This window comes from Saccharomonospora xinjiangensis XJ-54, assembly GCF_000258175.1.
In the GTDB taxonomy this organism is placed as follows: domain Bacteria; phylum Actinomycetota; class Actinomycetes; order Mycobacteriales; family Pseudonocardiaceae; genus Saccharomonospora; species Saccharomonospora xinjiangensis.
This window is the reverse complement of record NZ_JH636049.1, coordinates 2957215-2973830: the sequence shown is the minus strand read 5'-3', so window position 1 is coordinate 2973830 and position 16616 is coordinate 2957215. Positions and strand designations below refer to the sequence as shown.

At 67.8% G+C, this 16616-nt stretch carries 15 protein-coding genes; 6 read left to right on the top strand and 9 right to left on the bottom strand.

All coding sequences use genetic code 11. The features are described 5' to 3' along the window. Positions 1-34: 34 nt before the first annotated feature. Both serC and sepH read left to right on the top strand, forming a co-directional pair. The gene (serC, locus tag SACXIDRAFT_RS13345; protein ID WP_006239093.1) at positions 35-1171 is read left to right on the top strand and encodes a phosphoserine transaminase; all 1137 of its coding nucleotides are present in this window, start codon (positions 35-37) and stop codon (positions 1169-1171) included. Positions 1172-1352: 181 nt separating this feature from the next. After that, positions 1353-2237: a septation protein SepH gene (gene sepH, locus SACXIDRAFT_RS13340; protein WP_006239092.1), complete on the top strand. Its 885-nt coding sequence runs from the start codon at positions 1353-1355 to the stop codon at positions 2235-2237. A gap of 111 nt (positions 2238-2348) precedes the next feature. On the opposite strand, the gene SACXIDRAFT_RS13335 is transcribed toward sepH, so the two are convergent. Next, entirely contained in the window at positions 2349-3503 is a 1155-nt protein-coding gene (locus SACXIDRAFT_RS13335) for an NAD-dependent epimerase/dehydratase family protein (protein ID WP_006239091.1), read from the bottom strand. A 149-nt stretch (positions 3504-3652) separates the two neighbouring features. On the opposite strand from SACXIDRAFT_RS13335, the gene SACXIDRAFT_RS13330 reads away from it, so the two are divergent. Beyond that, complete coding sequence (locus SACXIDRAFT_RS13330; RefSeq protein WP_006239090.1) at positions 3653-4174, top strand: GtrA family protein; 522 nt, start codon at positions 3653-3655, stop codon at positions 4172-4174. Here SACXIDRAFT_RS13330 and SACXIDRAFT_RS13325 read toward each other — a convergent pair. The 4 genes from SACXIDRAFT_RS13325 to SACXIDRAFT_RS13310 form a co-directional block, all read right to left on the bottom strand. After that, entirely contained in the window at positions 4098-6356 is a 2259-nt protein-coding gene (locus SACXIDRAFT_RS13325) for a glycosyltransferase family 2 protein (RefSeq protein WP_006239089.1), read from the bottom strand. The genes SACXIDRAFT_RS13330 and SACXIDRAFT_RS13325 overlap by 77 nt on opposite strands. Next, positions 6357-7301 (bottom strand): NAD-dependent epimerase/dehydratase family protein, encoded by a 945-nt coding sequence (locus SACXIDRAFT_RS13320; RefSeq protein ID WP_006239088.1) that lies wholly within the window; start codon positions 7299-7301, stop codon positions 6357-6359. A 335-nt stretch (positions 7302-7636) separates the two neighbouring features. Beyond that, positions 7637-8674, bottom strand: coding sequence for a DUF2537 domain-containing protein (locus tag SACXIDRAFT_RS23590; RefSeq protein ID WP_006239087.1), 1038 nt, complete (start codon positions 8672-8674; stop codon positions 7637-7639). Between the two features lie 21 nt (positions 8675-8695). Further along, complete coding sequence (locus tag SACXIDRAFT_RS13310) at positions 8696-9496, bottom strand: TrmH family RNA methyltransferase (protein WP_040922644.1); 801 nt, start codon at positions 9494-9496, stop codon at positions 8696-8698. Between the two features lie 238 nt (positions 9497-9734). Here SACXIDRAFT_RS13310 and SACXIDRAFT_RS13305 point away from each other — a divergent pair, with 238 nt between their 5' ends. Beyond that, the gene (locus SACXIDRAFT_RS13305; protein WP_006239085.1) at positions 9735-11231 is read left to right on the top strand and encodes a glutamate-cysteine ligase family protein; all 1497 of its coding nucleotides are present in this window, start codon (positions 9735-9737) and stop codon (positions 11229-11231) included. A 196-nt stretch (positions 11232-11427) separates the two neighbouring features. Next, complete coding sequence (locus SACXIDRAFT_RS13300; protein WP_006239084.1) at positions 11428-12051, top strand: superoxide dismutase; 624 nt, start codon at positions 11428-11430, stop codon at positions 12049-12051. 113 nt (positions 12052-12164) lie between these two features. Here SACXIDRAFT_RS13300 and SACXIDRAFT_RS13295 read toward each other — a convergent pair whose 3' ends face one another. From SACXIDRAFT_RS13295 to SACXIDRAFT_RS13280, 4 genes are all read right to left on the bottom strand, one after another. After that, positions 12165-13511: an MFS transporter gene (locus SACXIDRAFT_RS13295; protein ID WP_006239083.1), complete on the bottom strand. Its 1347-nt coding sequence runs from the start codon at positions 13509-13511 to the stop codon at positions 12165-12167. 45 nt (positions 13512-13556) lie between these two features. After that, entirely contained in the window at positions 13557-13991 is a 435-nt protein-coding gene (locus SACXIDRAFT_RS13290) for a MarR family winged helix-turn-helix transcriptional regulator (protein ID WP_040922168.1), read from the bottom strand. A 95-nt stretch (positions 13992-14086) separates the two neighbouring features. Further along, positions 14087-14818, bottom strand: a complete 732-nt coding sequence (locus SACXIDRAFT_RS13285; RefSeq protein ID WP_006239081.1) for an isocitrate lyase/PEP mutase family protein — start codon at positions 14816-14818, stop codon at positions 14087-14089. Further along, positions 14815-15519, bottom strand: a complete 705-nt coding sequence (locus SACXIDRAFT_RS13280; RefSeq protein WP_006239080.1) for a cytochrome P450 family protein — start codon at positions 15517-15519, stop codon at positions 14815-14817. The genes SACXIDRAFT_RS13285 and SACXIDRAFT_RS13280 overlap by 4 nt, the downstream gene beginning before the upstream one ends. Before the next feature lie 234 nt (positions 15520-15753). Here SACXIDRAFT_RS13280 and SACXIDRAFT_RS13270 point away from each other — a divergent pair, with 234 nt between their 5' ends. Next, positions 15754-16476: an ArsR/SmtB family transcription factor gene (locus SACXIDRAFT_RS13270; protein WP_006239079.1), complete on the top strand. Its 723-nt coding sequence runs from the start codon at positions 15754-15756 to the stop codon at positions 16474-16476. The last annotated feature ends 140 nt before the right edge of the window (positions 16477-16616 follow it).

The following is a 16616-nucleotide window of genomic DNA, read 5'->3' as shown; positions in this document are numbered from 1 at the left end:
CACGATCCGGACCGCACGTGGAAGACTGAGGAGCATGACCGAACCCGCCACAGCCGCTGACCTCACCTTGCCGGCGGACCTCAAGCCCTCCGACGGCCGGTTCGGGTGCGGGCCATCCAAGGTGCGCCCCGAGCAACTGGCCAACCTCGCCAAGGACGGAGCGAACGTCCTCGGTACCTCCCATCGGCAGAAGCCGGTGAAGTCCCTCGTCGGCAGGGTCCGCGCCGGACTCACCGAGCTGTTCCGGCTGCCCGACGGCTACGAGGTCGTCCTCGGAAACGGCGGCACCACGGCGTTCTGGGACGCGGCGGCGTTCGGGCTCGTGCGCGAGCGCGCACAGCACTTCACCTACGGCGAGTTCTCGTCGAAGTTCGCCAAGGTGACCGACAAGGCGCCGTTCCTCGGTGAGTCGATCGTCGTCAAGGGCGAGCCGGGCAGCGCGCCGGAGATCGCGTACCAGCAGGGCGCCGACCTGGTCGCGTGGGCTCACAACGAGACCTCCACCGGAGTCGCCGTCGGTGTCCGCAGGCCGGAAGGCAGCGAGGGCGCCCTCGTCGCCATCGACGCCACCTCCGGCGCGGGCGGCCTTCCCGTCGATGCCTCCGAGTTCGACGTGTACTACTTCGCGCCGCAGAAGTCGTTCGCCTCGGACGGCGGGCTGTGGATCGCGCTCATGTCACCGGCCGCGATCGAGCGGGTGAACGAGATCGGCGCCACCGACCGCTGGGTGCCCGACTTCCTGTCGCTGCCCACCGCACTCGACAACTCGCGCAAGGACCAGACCTACAACACGCCCGCGGTGGCCACGCTGTTCCTGCTCGCCGACCAGATCGAGTGGATGCTGTCGCACGGCGGGCTCGACTGGACCACCGCACGCACCCGCGAATCGTCGAGCAGGCTGTACGAGTGGGCCGAGAAGACCTCCTACACCACGCCGTTCGTGAGCGACGCCGCGCTGCGGTCCCAGGTGGTCGGCACCATCGACTTCGACGACTCCGTCGATGCCTCCGTGGTCGCGAAGACGTTGCGTGCCAACGGCATCGTGGACGTGGAGCCGTATCGCAAGCTCGGCCGTAACCAGCTCCGCGTCGGCACGTTCCCCGCTATCGAACCGGACGACGTCACCGCACTCACCCGATGCGTCGAATGGGTTGTGGAGAACATCGCATAAGCGTGATCAAGAGATTCGCCTGATTGAGAAGTGGGTAGTCCGGCGCGTCGGCACTGGCTTGTGGGCCGTATCGAGCACGATCGATCACGGATGTACAGGGAGTCCGGCGCGCCTCACCCGTCAAGGCGACGCGCCGTTCTACCGTGGACACCCACACAGGTGATGTCTTTCGGAGGCGGGAATGCGAACGCTACGAGTGGTCGGGTTGCACGAGGACGGCAAGTCCATCGTGTGCGAAGACCCTGAGCGCCGCGAGCGATTCCTCCTGCCTGCTGACGAACGGCTGCGCGCGGCAGCACGTGGTGACATCGCCCGGCTCGGCCAGATCGAGATCGAGCAGGAGAACACGATGCGCCCACGCGAGATCCAGGCCCGCATCCGGGCGGGAGAGTCCGTCGAGGAGGTCGCGTCCGCCGCGGGCATGTCCCCGGCCAGGGTCGAACGGTTCGCCTACCCGGTGCTGGCCGAGCGGGCCCGCACAGCCGAGCTGGCACAGCGGGCTCACCCGGCTCGTGAGGACGGCCCCGACGTGCGGACACTCGGCGAGATCGTCGCTCACTCCTTCGCGCTGCGCGGGCAGGACTACACGCAGGCGAGCTGGGACGCATGGCGCTCCGACGAGGGAAAGTGGATCGTCGGCCTCACCTGGACCGCGGGCCGCTCGGACAACAGGGCACGGTGGACCTTCTCCCCCGGCGCTCACGGCGGCACCGTCGCAGCACTCGACGAGCTGGCGGAGACGCTGCTCGACCCCGAATCGCACCGCGCGCCGAGGGCGGTCGGTCAGCGTGACGACGTCCAGCGCGACACCGGTGAGGTGGCGGATCTGCCTTCGCGTGTGGGAGCCACGGTGATCGAGGCTCCCATCCCCTCGCCCATCGAGGACGCTGAGGACACCGGGGACGGCACGTCCCACACGTCGTCGCCGTTGCCCGCGAGGCAGGCTGGCGGCGGCCTTGTGCCCGAACAGCCGACGGCGGCCACCACGGCACGCGGCAAGAAGGGACATCCCACCGTGCCCGCGTGGGAGGACGTCCTGCTCGGAGTGCGCAGCCAACGAGGCTGAGCATGATGCTGAGCCTGACAACCCGGCTTGGCGTATCCCACCTGCCACGCACACGGGTCCGCAGCCTGCGACGCGGTTTCCCACGCGCAGGCTGCGGACACCTGACTCAGGTCAGGAGTTCTTCGCGCTGGCCCACTTCACCTTCGGCAGGAGAAGTTCGAGGTCCACGCGGTGCTTGTTCTCCTCGACGATGGGGAACAGCGACTCGATCAGCGTGTCGGAGAGCAGGTGCGGCTTGAGACCGAGGTCGATCAGCCCCGTGTGCTTCACGTTGTAGTAGTGCTCCTCGAGTTCCCAGCGCGGGTTCTCGAGGTAGTCGATCTCCACGGAGCCCGGATAGGTCTCGGCGACCAACTCGGCGACCTGCTTCACCGAGAAGCTCTCGGTCATCTGGTTGAACACGCGGAACTCGCCGCGGTCGGCCGGGTTCTCCACGGCCAGTCGCAGGCATTCGACGGTGTCGCGGATGTCGAGCATGCCCCGCGTCTGCCCGCCCTTGCCGTACACGGTGAGCGGCTGGCCGAGCGCGGCCTGGATGACGAAGCGGTTCAGCACCGTGCCGAACACGGCGTCATAGTCGAACCGGGTCGCCAGCCTCGGGTCGCGAGCCGTCTGGTCGGTCTGCTGCCCGTACACGACACCCTGGTTGAGGTCGGTCGCGCGCATACCCCAGATGCGGCAGCCGAACTCGATGTTGTGCGAGTCGTGAACCTTGGAGAGGTGGTAGAACGAGCCCGGCTTCTTCGGGAAGAGCATCCGGTCCTTGCGACCGTTGTGCTCGATCTCGATCCAGCCCTCCTCGATGTCGATGTTGGGTGTGCCGTACTCGCCCATGGTGCCGAGCTTCACCAGGTGGATCTCCGGGTTGATCTCGGCGATGGCGTACATGACGTTGAGGTTGCCGATCACGTTGTTGTGCTGCGTGTAGACGGCGTGCTCGCGGTCGATCATCGAGTACGGGGCTGCCCGCTGCTCGGCGAAGTGGATGATCGTGTCGGGTTCGTACTCCCGTACCACCCGGTACACGAACTCGGCGTCGAGCAGATCACCCACGAACACGGGGATCTCCTTGCCGGAGACCTCTTTCCACGCCGCGACGCGGACCTCGAGGTCCTCGATCGGGACGAGGCTCTGGGAGCCGAGTTCCTCGTCGTACTTTCTCCGGGCGTAGTTGTCAACGACGGCGACGTCGTGCCCGCAATCCGAGAGGTGGAGGGCTGTCGGCCACCCCAGGTATCCGTCACCACCGAGAACGAGGACTCGCACGACTCGACTGCCTCCAGATCGTTACTTGACAGTGCACCTGGACTCGATCTTCTTCTGGTGCACTGGTCCTATCTATTAGCTCTACCGTGTACCACTCGGGCGCACGGATCAACCCGCACGGAGGATACGGACGTTTCGACGCCACCTGAATGGCGGGTATGCACAATGGAGTGGTGAGCACCGCTTCGACGTCCGCAGGCCAAGCGCAGGCGACGACGTCTTCCCGGCCCCGCCTGCTGGTCAGGCTGTTCCGCGCCGCGACGAGTTCCGCGCTGGCCACCGGCATCAGCCAGGTGACCCTGATCGGGCTGCTGTGGTGGGGTGCCGCGCCCGTACTCGCCAGCGCCCTCGCGTTCGTCGCGGGAGCCATCCCCAACTTTTTCCTCGCCCGGCGCTGGGCCTGGGGCCGCAGGGGCACGCCACCGGTGAGAAGCGAACTCCTGCCCTACTTCGTGGTGATCGGCCTCGCCGGTCTGGCCTCGGTGGGCCTCACCACGTTCGCGGGCTGGCTCACCGAGCCGCTGAACCTCTCCGGCTTCGTTCGCATCGTGGTGCTCGACGCGGTGTTCCTCGGAAGCTACGCCGTCGTGTTCGTCATGAAGTTCGCACTGCTCGACCGGCTCGTTTTCCGCCACGCAACACGTATTCGCGTAGCCAAGTCCCCGTCATGACCCGCGCGTAGTTGGCGCCGTACTTCAGGCTGCGGCCCTTCTTGCTCGTGCCGTTGTTGCGCAGCCGCATGGACATCGGCACCTCAAGGACCCGCGCACCTCGTGCCATGACGCCGAGCAGCAGCTCCGACGACTGGTACTGCGGTTCGCGCAAGGTCACCGACGTGGCGAGCTCGGCCTTCATGGCACGGAAACCGAACGACGTGTCGGTGATCTTACGCAGGGTCAGAAGTGAGGCGAGCCACGCGAAAACCCGCACGCCGAGCCAGCGCACGGCACTGTCGTGCTCGTAGCTGCCGAGCCTGCGAGACCCGGTGACGAAGTCAGCCGTGTCGTCCAGAAGCGGCTTCACGAGCATCGGCATCTCGTTGTTGTCGTACTGCCCGTCGGCGTCGGTGGTGACGATGTAGCGCGCCCCGCATTCGGTGGCGAGGTGGTACCCGAGGCGCAGGGCGGCACCCTGACCTCGGTTGCGCTTGGCGACACACACGTACGCGCCCGCCTCGCCTGCCACCTCGGCGGTGTTGTCCGTCGCACCGTCCACGACGACGAGTGTGGACACCGGAAGGTCACCGCAGTGCGTCGGCATTCCCCTCAGCACCGCCCCGATGCCCTTCGCCTCGTTGTAGGCCGCGATCACCACCACCAGCGGTGTCAGCGGGCTGTTGCCGTAGCGCTGCCGGAAGTCGGCAACAGCCTCTGCGTCGATGTCGTCGGGGTAGTCGTCCAATGTGGGCCTCCGTCCTTTCGCCGCGCCGGTCGAATCGCCGCGCGCACCGATGATCGCGGCGAGTCCGAGCGCACCCCCGAGTGGGAGAAGTACGAGCGCGGGAAGTTGGTACCGCCAGGAGAACTCGAACGAAGCCGCTCCGAGCAGGATGATCAAACCACTGCCCGTGGCGAGCAGTGCCGCCCCCCTCAGGCCGGACCGGCGAGCACGCCCGACCCCGGCCGAGGCGAGCAGGCCGAGCAGGCCGAAAACCGCCAGCAGCGGACCCCACGTGTAACCGCCACCGAGCTGATAGCCGCGCAGGAAAGCGGTGAGGCCGGAGTCCGCGCGCGGCAACACCCCGTCGTAGGCGTACGTCGTCGCGTTGTACTCCTCGACAGTCGCGTCACCGATGTCGTAGTACGGGTACGTGAGCTGGAAGTGCCAGCGTTCGACAGGCACGTCGTTGTGATGTGTGCGCTTGACGGGGTCGAAGTTCTTCGCGAAGTCCCTCAGGATCGACCCCGTGAAGTCGAACGGCTGGTTCAGGAACACTTCCTTGGCGAACTGGTTGGCCAGCTGCTCCTTGCTCCGCGCGTCGGGAAGCCCCTGCGGTGGCCACTCCGGGTTTCCGTACACAACGTGCGTGTAGTAGTCAATCCCTTGCCGTGCCTCGATCGGCTCGTCGGGGCAGAAGAGCTGCAACCCGGCGTCGTTCCGGGGCAGTTCGGAGCAGTCCGCGATGCTGGCCGCGCGCCCGTACAGCACGTTGCCGGTGGCTCCCGTCAAGCCCCAGTGCCCTGCCTGTGAATAGAAGTACGCCGAGTACGGGAACAGCACCGCGGCGACCCCGAGCAGGCCGGCCGCGCCACGCACACCGATACGTTTCCACCCGGCCTTGCTGCGCCACGCCCCGCCTGCCAGCACGAGATAGGCCACCATCGGCACGACGAGCGTGAAGCCGATGGTCCTCGTGATGACGGCGAGCCCGATGAGGACTCCCGCGAGACCGGCCCTCCACCAGGAGGGTTCACTGTGTCCGGCACGGCCGAGCAGGGCCCACAGAACGCCGACCAGCAGCGCCTGGAACCACACCTCCGACATGATGAGCGCTTCGATCTGCAACTGATACGCGTCGAGCAACACCGGCGCGGCAACGAGCGCACCGATCCAGCGCCGGGAGGTGTATCTCAGGGTCAGCGCGTACAGCGACACCGCGAGCAGCACGCCGAGCACATGCTGTATCGCTTGGACGAACGCGAGCCCGCCGAAGGCGAACAGCACCTTCAGCACCACGGTGTAGCCGAGCGGGTTCAGATCCGTCGGGCGCAGAGCGTCCAGGTTGTTTAGATAGCGGAAGCTGTCGATGTAGAGCAGCGCAGGCTCGTAGGCCAGCCACACCAGCACACGCAGCGTGATGCCACCGGCGAGCAGGACGAGCAGCAGCCAGTGGCGGCGGAGGAAGCCCGTCACTCAGAACACTTTCTGCCTGTCGTTGTCGAGGAAGTACTGCCAGGTGGCCGCCAGACCGTCGCGCAGACTGAACGTCGGACGGTACCCGATGGTCTCCGCGCTGCGGGAGACGTCCACAACCACCGCGGGCATCTCACCACCCGGCGCGGGAACGTGTTCGACCGGGATCGGGCAGCCGGTGACCTCCCTCACCGTCTCGATCAGTTCCAGCACCGACACCGAACGGCCCGCACCGACGATGGCCCTTCCGACGTGCCCGCTGTCCCAGGCGAGTTCGATGCCACGCACCACGTCGTCGAGGAAGACCAGGTCGCGCCGCTGCGATCCGTCGCCGTAGACCTTCACCCCGCCGTCCGAGAGCGCGGCTCGCATGAGACGGGGCACGAAGCTGTCCTTGTGGCTCATGCCAGGGCCGTAGACGTTGGTGAAGCGCAGCGCGCAGGTGGTCATGCCGTAGGTGCCCGCGTAACCGGACAGCAGCATCTCGCAGGCCGCCTTGGTTGCGCCGTACGGCGTGAGCGGCTGCAACGGCATGTCCTCGGTGATGGTTCTCGTGCCGACATCGCCGACCACCGCGTTGGTCGAGGCGAGAACGAAACGGCGGACGCCGTGCATCCGAGCCAGTTCCAGCAGCTCGTGCGTGATGGCGACGTTCTCCGCATACGTCTTCGCTGGCATCTCCTTGGAACGCAAAACGGAGGTGACAGCGGCGAGGTGAATGATCCCGTCGGTGCCCGGCACAATCGCGCGTTCCCGTACCCGTGGGTCCGCCAGATCGCCCTGTACCGCGACGACTCCTTCGTCGTGTGGCGGCACGGGTTCTCGGTCCACGATCGTCACCCGTGCGCCGCGACGCCGGAACGCGGCGACGACCGCGCGTCCGATGAAGCCGCAGCCCCCCGTGACCACGACGTGGGGCGAGTCTGCATGCGTGGCGGAAGACATGGAGTCAAACTACCCGGTGCTCCGATCGGTCCAACCCGTACCCGCGACCCGATCAGCACACCGGAGTGGCCGGATGCCGGGTGACCTCAACGCCGTGTCCGCACCCTATGCACGCGTGTCCGCACCCTGCGCACATGTATTGGCACCCTGCGCACGCGTGTCCGCACCCTGCGCACATGCATTGGCATCCTGCGCACTGATGTTGGCGGGTTACGGCGGCAAGATCACCTGGAAGTGGACGCACATACCTGAAGTGCCGACACATGCACGGCAGGTGCGGACACACGCACGGGAAGTACCAACACGCGTGCAGGACGTGCGGACACGGCTTCGGCTCATGCGAAGGCGATCAGCAGGACTCCGATCCAGGACAGCGCCGTGCCTACGACGGCACCGAGCACGATCCACCGCACCACGGCAACGCGACGGCCCAGCCATAGCGAAGGGGCGAGCCCTCCCGTCACGACGGCCGCGGCGACGACGGCGACCCACCCCGCCGTCTCCGCCGCGAGAGAGGAAGCCAGCGCGAGCATCGCCACGACGACGAACACCGCGACGAAACCGGCGACCGTCAGCCCCGTGCCCCACGGCGTCGGGTCCGCAACGGGCGCGTCCCGCAGCGAAGGCGAAACGGCCGCCGCCCGCTCTGCCCGCACACGTGGCGCAGGCGGTGGTTGAACGAGCGTCGTCTCGTCGGTCATCGGATCGCGGTACCACACGGGCTGCCCGAGCACCGTCGCCACTCTGCCGACCAGTTGCCTGCCCCTGCGGGACACGACCTCCCTGCCTGCCCCGCCCGCGGTACGCCGAACGGCCGTGCACACCCGGGCCCATTCTTCGAGAGCTTCGGCGAGGTCGGCGCCGACGAGGTCGTCGAGGCGAGTGGCGGGACGGTCGCCACCTCGTGTCCCGGCTGCCGAGGCCGACGTGATCGCCGATGTGCTCGGGCCGCCCTCGCCGTCCTGGCGGCTCTCACCGCCTTCGACGGCCTCATGACTCCCGCCGCTGCCGCTGTCACCGTCACTGTCACTGTCACTGTCACCACGAGCCTCGCCGTGCCCGGCGTCCTCACAGCTCTCGCCGCCCCCGGCGTCGTCGCGCGCATCCCTGCTCTCGCGGCTCTCACCTCTGCCGAGGTCCTCACGACTCCCGAAGCCGCCCCCAACCTCACGAGCACCCCCGCCCCCGACGTCCTCACGACTCCCGCCGCTGCCGACGTCGTCGTGCGCCTTCCCGCCGACGGCCTCGGTGGTCGCGGTGGCCGGAACGGAGTCACCGACCTCGCGGCCTTCCTCCGTCCCGCCACTCCCACGCGGCGCGACGCCAATGATGACGGCGTGGTCGTCTCGCACCACAAGTTCGGCCTCATTCACACCCGCTCACCCGGCCTGACCTCACCTCGTCAGCTCGTAAAACGCAACAGCGGCCGCCGTTGCGACGTTGAGCGAGTCCACACCCGACGCCATCGGAATGCGCACCGCGCTGTCGGCGGCGTCGATGGCCGCGCGCGAAAGGCCGTGTCCCTCCGAACCGAGCAGCAGCGCGATGCGGTGGTAGCCGGCGTCCCGCACGTCACGCAACGCTACCGCGTCGGCGCGTGGCGTCAGCGCCGCAATGTGGAAAGCCCTCCGTCGCAGGTCGCCGAGCGCCTCCGGCCACGGGACCGGCGCGAAAGGAACCCGGAGGACATGCCCCATCGACACACGCACGCTCCTGCGGTACAGCGGATCGGCGCAGCCCGCGCCCAGCAGCACACCATCGACGCCGAGTGCGGCGGCGTTGCGAAACAGCGCACCGAGGTTCTCGTGGTCGTTGACCCCCTCCAGCACCGCGAGCACCCTCGACCGTCCGGCGATCTCGTCGAACGACGGTGCGGGGGCCCGGCTTGCCACGGCCAGCACTCCCCGGTTGAGATGGAAACCGACCACATCGGACATGGTCTTGGCAGAGGTGGCGTACACGGGCACACCGATCCCGGCGAGGTCGGTGGCCAGCTCGTCCAGTTTGCGGCGCACACCGAGCACAGCGCGCGGCGGGTACGGAGAAGCGAGCAGCCTCCGCACGACCACGACTCCCTCCGCGATGACCAGTCCGCGCCCACCGGGCCGGTCGGGCCTTCGGTCGGCGATGGTGAGGTCGCGGAAGTCGTCGAGACGCTGGTCCGCGGCGTCGTCGATCTCGATGATGTCGGTCAGCTCGGCCACGCCCGGAGTGTCGCACTCCACCGTCTCGCTGGGAGTCGGTACTCCGATTGCTGGGTAGCCCGGTCCTACGAACGGTCGTCCACGTGCGTTGGGTGATGATGAGGTGACAGAGAGCACCGGTTTGGCCGCTAGTCGCGGCTTTCCGGGTGTGTCAACGTTGCCGCCTGGCAAGGGGTCAACGCCAAGGCGTTCGGGTGAGCCGAGGCTGGAGCAGGAGAAGGAACATCCCATGGGTAAGGACGTGTCACCGGACGCCTTCACCCCGAGGGACCGGGGGCGTTACCGCCGCAAGGTGCAGCGCTGTCTGGACACTCTGGCGCGAATGCTCTCCGACGGCAGCTTCACGTTCCCGCGCAAGCACATCGGCCTCGAAGTCGAACTGAACCTCGTCGATGAGGACATGCGCCCTTCCATGTCCAACACGGCGGTGCTGAACGCGCTGGACGACGCCTCGTTCACGACGGAGTTGTCGCAGCACAACATCGAGTTGAACGTCCCCCCGTGCCCGCTGGACGGCACCTCGGCTCTCAGACTGGAATCGGTGCTGGACAGCTATCTCGACAAGGCGCACGTCAAGGCGGGGGAAGCGGGCGCGCTCGTTGCGATGATCGGTGTGCTGCCGACGTTGAAGTCGGAACACTTCGACGAGAAGTGGCTGACCAACAGCGCACGCTATTCGCTGCTCAACGAGGAGATCCTCGCGTCACGGGGTGAGCGGCCCCTGCTGTCCCTCGAAGGCGTCGGCCTTCCGGAGCGGGCACCCGAACGGCTCCGGTCGTTCGCCCAGTCGATCCTTCCCGAGGCAGCGTGCACGTCGGTGCAGCTACATCTTCAGGTGGCGCCCGAGGAGTTCGCTCCCCACTGGAACGCCGCGCAGTGCCTCGCGGGCGTGCAGGTGGCGCTCGGTGCGAATTCGCCGTTCTTGCTCGGCAAGGCGCTCTGGCACGAGACCCGCATCCCGCTTTTCCTTCAGGCGACCGACACCCGCCCCGAGGAGCTGAAGAACCAGGGCGTCCGGCCGAGGGTCTGGTTCGGCGAACGCTGGATCACCTCGATCTTCGACCTTTTCGAGGAGAACGTCCGCTACTTCCCCGGCCTGCTGCCGGAGACCGACGACGAGGACCCGATGGAGGCCCTCGAATCCGGCGAGGTTCCGAAGCTCACCGAGTTGCGCCTGCACAACGGCACGGTGTGGCGGTGGAACCGGCCGGTCTACGACGTGGTTGACGGCAGGCCGCACCTGCGGGTGGAGAACCGCGTGCTGCCCGCGGGGCCGACCGTGCTGGACATGATGGCCAACGCCACGTTCTTCTACGGCGCGCAACGAGCACTGGCCGAGCAGGAGCGGCCCGTGTGGACACAGATGTCGTTCCAGGCGGCCGAGGAGAACCTGTACGCGGGCGCTCGCAACGGCTTCGACGCGCACCTCTACTGGCCCGGCATCGGCTGGATACCGCCGGACGAACTCGCGTTGCGGGTGTTGCTGCCGCTGGCGAGGGAGGGCCTGCGGAACTCCGACGTGTCCGACGCCGTCGCCGACCGCTACCTCGGCGTGATCGAGCAGCGGTGCCTGCGGCAACGCACCGGAAGTGTCTGGCAGCGCGACACCGTGCTGCGGGCCGAGGAACGTGGCATGGACCGCGATGCCGCGCTCGCCACCATGCTCACGCGCTACCTGGAGTTGTCGCGTTCCGGCGAGCCCGTGCACTCCTGGCCGATCGACTGACGTGGCCGCCAACGCAGGTCAGCACAGCCAACACACCAGCCCTCACGGATGTGTTGGTGGCAACAGGCTCTTGACCTCCACCTAGCTCCACTTTGCAAGGTCAACTACGTCACGCCCCGGTTAGCCCGCCCACCCAGCGGCTACTAGGTTGGGCAGCGACGAGAAGGCTTGGTTCGCGAGATACGAAGGAGGGCTCATGCCCACGTACGAGCTTCCCGACCTCGACTACGACTACGGTGCCCTCGAGCCGTACATCTCCGGCGAGATCAACGAATTGCACCACAGCAAGCACCACCAGACCTACGTCAACGGCGCCAACCAGACGCTGGAGAAGCTGGCCGCCGCGCGCGAGGCGAACGACTTCTCCTCGATCGTCGGCCTCGAAACCACGCTGGCATTCAACCTCGCGGGCCACGCCAACCACGTCGTGTGGTGGAAGATCCTGTCGCCGAACGGTGGCGACAAGCCCACCGGCGAGCTGGCCGCTGCCATCGACGAGGCGTTCGGCTCGTTCGACAAGTTCAAGGCACAGTTCACCGCGGTCTGCACCACCATCCAGGGCAACGGCTGGGGAGCGCTGTCGTGGGACCCGATCGGCAAGACGCTGATCACCCAGCAGCTGCGCGACCACCACAACAACCTGATCCTGCCCACGACGCCGATCCTGCTGGTTGACGTGTGGGAGCACGCCTTCTACCTGCAGTACAAGAACGTGAAGCCGGACTACATCAACGCCCTGTGGAACGTGTACGACTGGGCCGAGATCGGCAGGCGCTTCGAGGACGCCAAGGCTGGTCGCAACGGCCTGCTGCTCGGCTGACCCGGCATCCCGCCGTACCGCTGAACCGGACGAGGCCCCGCACGAACCTGTGCGGGGCCTCGTCTCGTTTCCCGAACTGACTGCCACTCCCACCACGAAGCGACAAACTGAGGTTAGCCTAGCCTCAATTCGCGGGCAAGGGGTGTCCCGTCGTTCTGCTGACGGGCCCGGTTCGCGACGTACGCGCACACCAGCGCCGCAAGCAGCGCGACCGCTCCTCCGACGTAGAAGGGCGAGCGCCCGCCCAGCGCCTCCGCCAGCCAGCCTGTCATCGGCCCGCCGAGCGGGTTACCGCCCATCAGCACCAGGACGTAGAGTCCCATCACCCTGCCCCGCATCTGCGGGCTCACCGTCGTCTGCACCAAGGCGTTGGCGGTGTTCAGAAACGTCATGGTGGCGAAGCCGAGCGGCACGAGAGCGAGGCCGAACGTCAGATACGTCGGCATGAACGCGCCGATCAGCTCGATGACGCCGAGCGCGGCAGCCGACACGAGCAGCACCCGCAGGCTCGCACCACCCCTGCTGCCCCGCCTCGCCGCGGCGAGCGCCCCGGTGAACGTGCCCACGGCCAGCAGCGTCGAGAGCAGGCCGTAGCCGTCAGCCTCCGTGCCGAAGACGTTGGCCGACACGATCGCCAGCGACGTGAAGAACGTGATGCCGAACGTGCTCACGAAGAACACGAGCACCAGCACGGTCAGCAGATCGGGCCTGCCCCTGATGTACCGGAGACTCTCCCGCAGCTGCCCCCTCGCGCGGGCCACAGCGGGTACGCGGAACAGCTCGGCCGGGTTCATCAACGCGAGGCCCGCGATGACGGCGACGGTGCTCACGGCGTTGGCGACGAAGAGCCAGCCCGTACCGACGAGCACGATCACGAAACCCGCGATGGCAGGGCCGACGATGCGAGCCAGGTTGAAGATCGAGGAGTTCAGTGCCACCGCGTTCGCCACCTGGTCGCGGCCCACCATTTCGGAAACGAACGCCTGCCGTGCCGGCACCTCCAGCGCGGAGAGCGTCCCGAGCACGACGGCGAGGACGTAGACCTGCCAGAGCTGCGCCGTGCCGCTCAGCACGAGCGAGCCCAGAGCGAGCGCCTGAAGCGCTACGCCGGTCTGGATGGTCATGAGCAGCGTGCGCTTGTCAACCCGGTCGGCCAGCACGCCCGCCCACAGCGACAGCAGCAGGGTGGGCGTGAACTGCAACGCGACGGCCACACCGAGTGCCACGGGGTTGTAGCCGCTGAGTTCGAACACCAGCCAGTCCTGGGCGATGCGCTGCATCCAGGTGCCGATGTTGGAGATGATCTGGCCGCCGAAGAAGAGCCGGTAGTTGCGAACTCCGAGTGACGCGAAGGTGCCCCTCGGCCGGGTCGGTGGTCGCCTCTCGGAGCGCGGCGGCGCTGCTGGATCGTGGATAGCGGGCAGTTTCGGGGATGTCGCATCGCTACCCGTGATAGTCACGCGGTGATGTCGCCTCCTGTCAGGAGCATGACGGTCCGCGGTCGTTCAGCCGTGAGCCGCCATGCGCTCGATGATTTCCGCTGCCTCGGAGAGCACGTGGCGCTCCTCGTCGCTCAGCTCGGCCAATCGCAGATCGAGCCATGCCTCACGGCGCGAGATCGTCGCGAGCACGTAGTCCCGCCCCGGCTCCGTCAGCGCGACGATCGCCTGCCTCCCGTCGGTGGGATGCGGGCTCCGCTCGACGTAGGACAGCTCTTCGAGCGCGGCGATGACCCGCGTCATCGACGGCGGTTGCACGCCTTCCTTGGCTGCCAGCTGTCCCGGCGTCATCGAGCCGCACTTGTGCAGAGTTGACAAAGCCGAGATCTGGGTCAGCGACAGGTCGGCACTGGCTCGCTGCGCCCGCAACCTGCGGTTCAGCCGAACGACGGCGAGCCTCAGGCGGCTCGCCAGCGATCGTTCGTCAGCAGTTTCCGACACATCCTTAGCATACCTCACGATTAGCCTTCCCTGCCCTTGGCTCGACGAGACGGCCGCCATGATCGCAGGTGGCCCGCGACGCACCGCGAGCGATGTCACCCGCTGAGGAACCCGTCGGCCAGCTCGCGCGCGAGATCCACCGCCGCTCGCCGGGCTGCGCGGTAGAGCTGGGAGCCCGTGCTGATCCGCTTCACGCCGAGTGCTGCCAGTTCGGCCACCCCGTGAGAGCCCGGGTACCAGAGCACGTTGAGCGGCACCCCGATCCCGTTCACGAGGTCGGCGATCTCGGGGGCCGTCAACCGGCCGGGCACGAAGATCCCGTCGGCACCCGCATCCCGGTAGCGTTCCGCTCGCGCCAGCGTCGCGCTGATCGTCCGCTCGGCGTCCACCCAGTACGTGTCCACCCTCGCGTTGACGAACAGCCGGGGCACCCGAGCCCTCACCTCGGCCACCTTCGCCGCGTGCAAGCCCGCGTCCACGAGCCTGCCGGGACCCGCGCCGTCCTCCAGGTTGATTCCCACCACGCCGAGGTCGGCCAGCGAGACCGCCAGGTCCGCCACCTCACCGGGGTCGTCGCTGAAACCGCCCTCCACGTCCACCGTCAGCAGGCACGGCAGCGGGGCGAGGCGGCGCACGAACGCCACAACGTGATCGCGCGTCCTGCCTACCCCGTCGGGAACTCCGACCGAGGACGCGATACCGAAGCTCGTGGTGGCCACAGCCCTGAATCCGGCCTCGACCAGCGCCTCCGCCGTTCCGACGTCCCACACGTTGGGCAACAGCAACGGGTTTCCACCGTGATGGAGCGCGTGGAATTCGCCGCTCACCGTGCCTCCCGCGCCCGCTCGACGGCCCCCGCCGCGATGGCGACCGCGTGTTCCCTCCCCGGACAACTGTGCGCACCCGCACCGAAGGGAAGATCGGCCGAGGCGAGGTCCAGCAGCAGCGTCGTGCCGTCCCTGCTCACTCGCCGAGTCGTGCGCACCGGCGGGTCCGATCGCAGAACCTCGGCCACGACGTCCTCGGCGGCCCCTCGTGCACCGTCGCGCACCGCATCACGGCACCGGCCGATCAGCACGGCCGTCGCCTCGCACGCCTGCACGAGCACCCCGATCAACGCCACCGTTCGCTCGTCACCCCGACCACCACACGCCAGCACCAGCCGCTGGACGGCGGCGTCGGCGTCCTCGGACACCGGTGTGTGCGGCTGGTAGTGCCGGGCGACGACGGCGACGTCGTCCGGGTCCACCGCCAACCCCAACGCGGAGGCCACGACGCGAACAGCCAGCGTCTCCTGTGCGCCGTCGGCCAGCCGGGCGCCTTCCCGCAACGCGGCTGGATCGAGGCCGCGCAAGATCAGGCTCACCGCTGCCCGCCTTCTGCGGTGCCGAATCCCCGAGCTGAAGCGGGCCACCTCACCACGCAACCACTCCAGGCCGATCTCGTCGCAGCCGCGCACAGCAGGGACGACGTAACGGCGGTCGTTCAGCAAGCGGGAGACGGCTTCCGGTTCGTTGACGATCTGCATGTGTGACGACGCTAGGTGGGAAACGGTTCGGTGGGTGCCGAAGTGTTCCAGCGGCAGAATCGCATCATGAGTTCGGTGGATTCGACGGCGATGGATTCGGCGGGTTCGACGGATTCTCCGGCTCCGAGGGGCACGGCGGATTCGAGGGGCACGGTGGATTCGGTGAGTTCGATCGGCTCGACGGGTTCTCCAGGCGCGATGGTTTCTCCGGGTTCTCCGGGTTCTCCGGGTTCCATGGGTTCCCACACCGACCTCGCCGCCGTGGCGGCATTGCTCGCCGACCGCACCCGCGCCCGCTTCTGCATGGTGCTGCTCGATGGCAGGGCATGGACAGCCAGGGAACTCGCCATCGATGCCGGGGTCTCACCTGCGACGGCGAGCGAACACCTCACCAAACTCGTCGCGGGCGGCATCCTCGTCGAGCGCAGGCAGGGCAGGCACCGTTACGTGCAACTCGCGGGAGACCAGGTGGCCGGCCTGATCGAGGGCCTCGTGGCGCACGCGGATCTCACCGCAGCGTCGCGCCGCAGGCCGCAGGGACTCCGCGCCGTCACCGCGTCGGCGGCCCTCACGCGAGGGCGTACGTGCTACGACCACCTCGCGGGCGCGCTCGGCGTCGCGATCACCGACGCCATGATCGGACGCGGCCTGATCGAGGTGTCCCTCGGCTGTTCGCTCACCGAGGACGGCGCGACCTGGTTCGGCGACGTACTCGGTGTCCCGCGCGCCGACCTGCACCGCACCGGAAGACCCGCAGCGAAGGCGTGCCTTGACTGGACCGAACGCCGCACCCACCTCGCCGGAGCGGCAGGCGCACACCTGTGCCGGTCGCTGCTCACCCGCCATTGGGTGAAGCGCATCGGAACGGGCCGCGCCGTGCGCCTGACCCAGGACGGCGCCGTGGCCCTGCGGGACCTACTCGACGCCGATCTCGACACCGCCCTCGACACCGAGTAGCCACCACGCCGTGTCCGCACCTTGTGAACGAATGTTTGCACCTTGTGCACCCGTGTCCGCACCTTGTGCACTCGTGTCCGCACCTTGTGAACGAGTGTTTGCGATTTGTGCGCGTAACCCGCTCTGCGCACGCGTGCCCG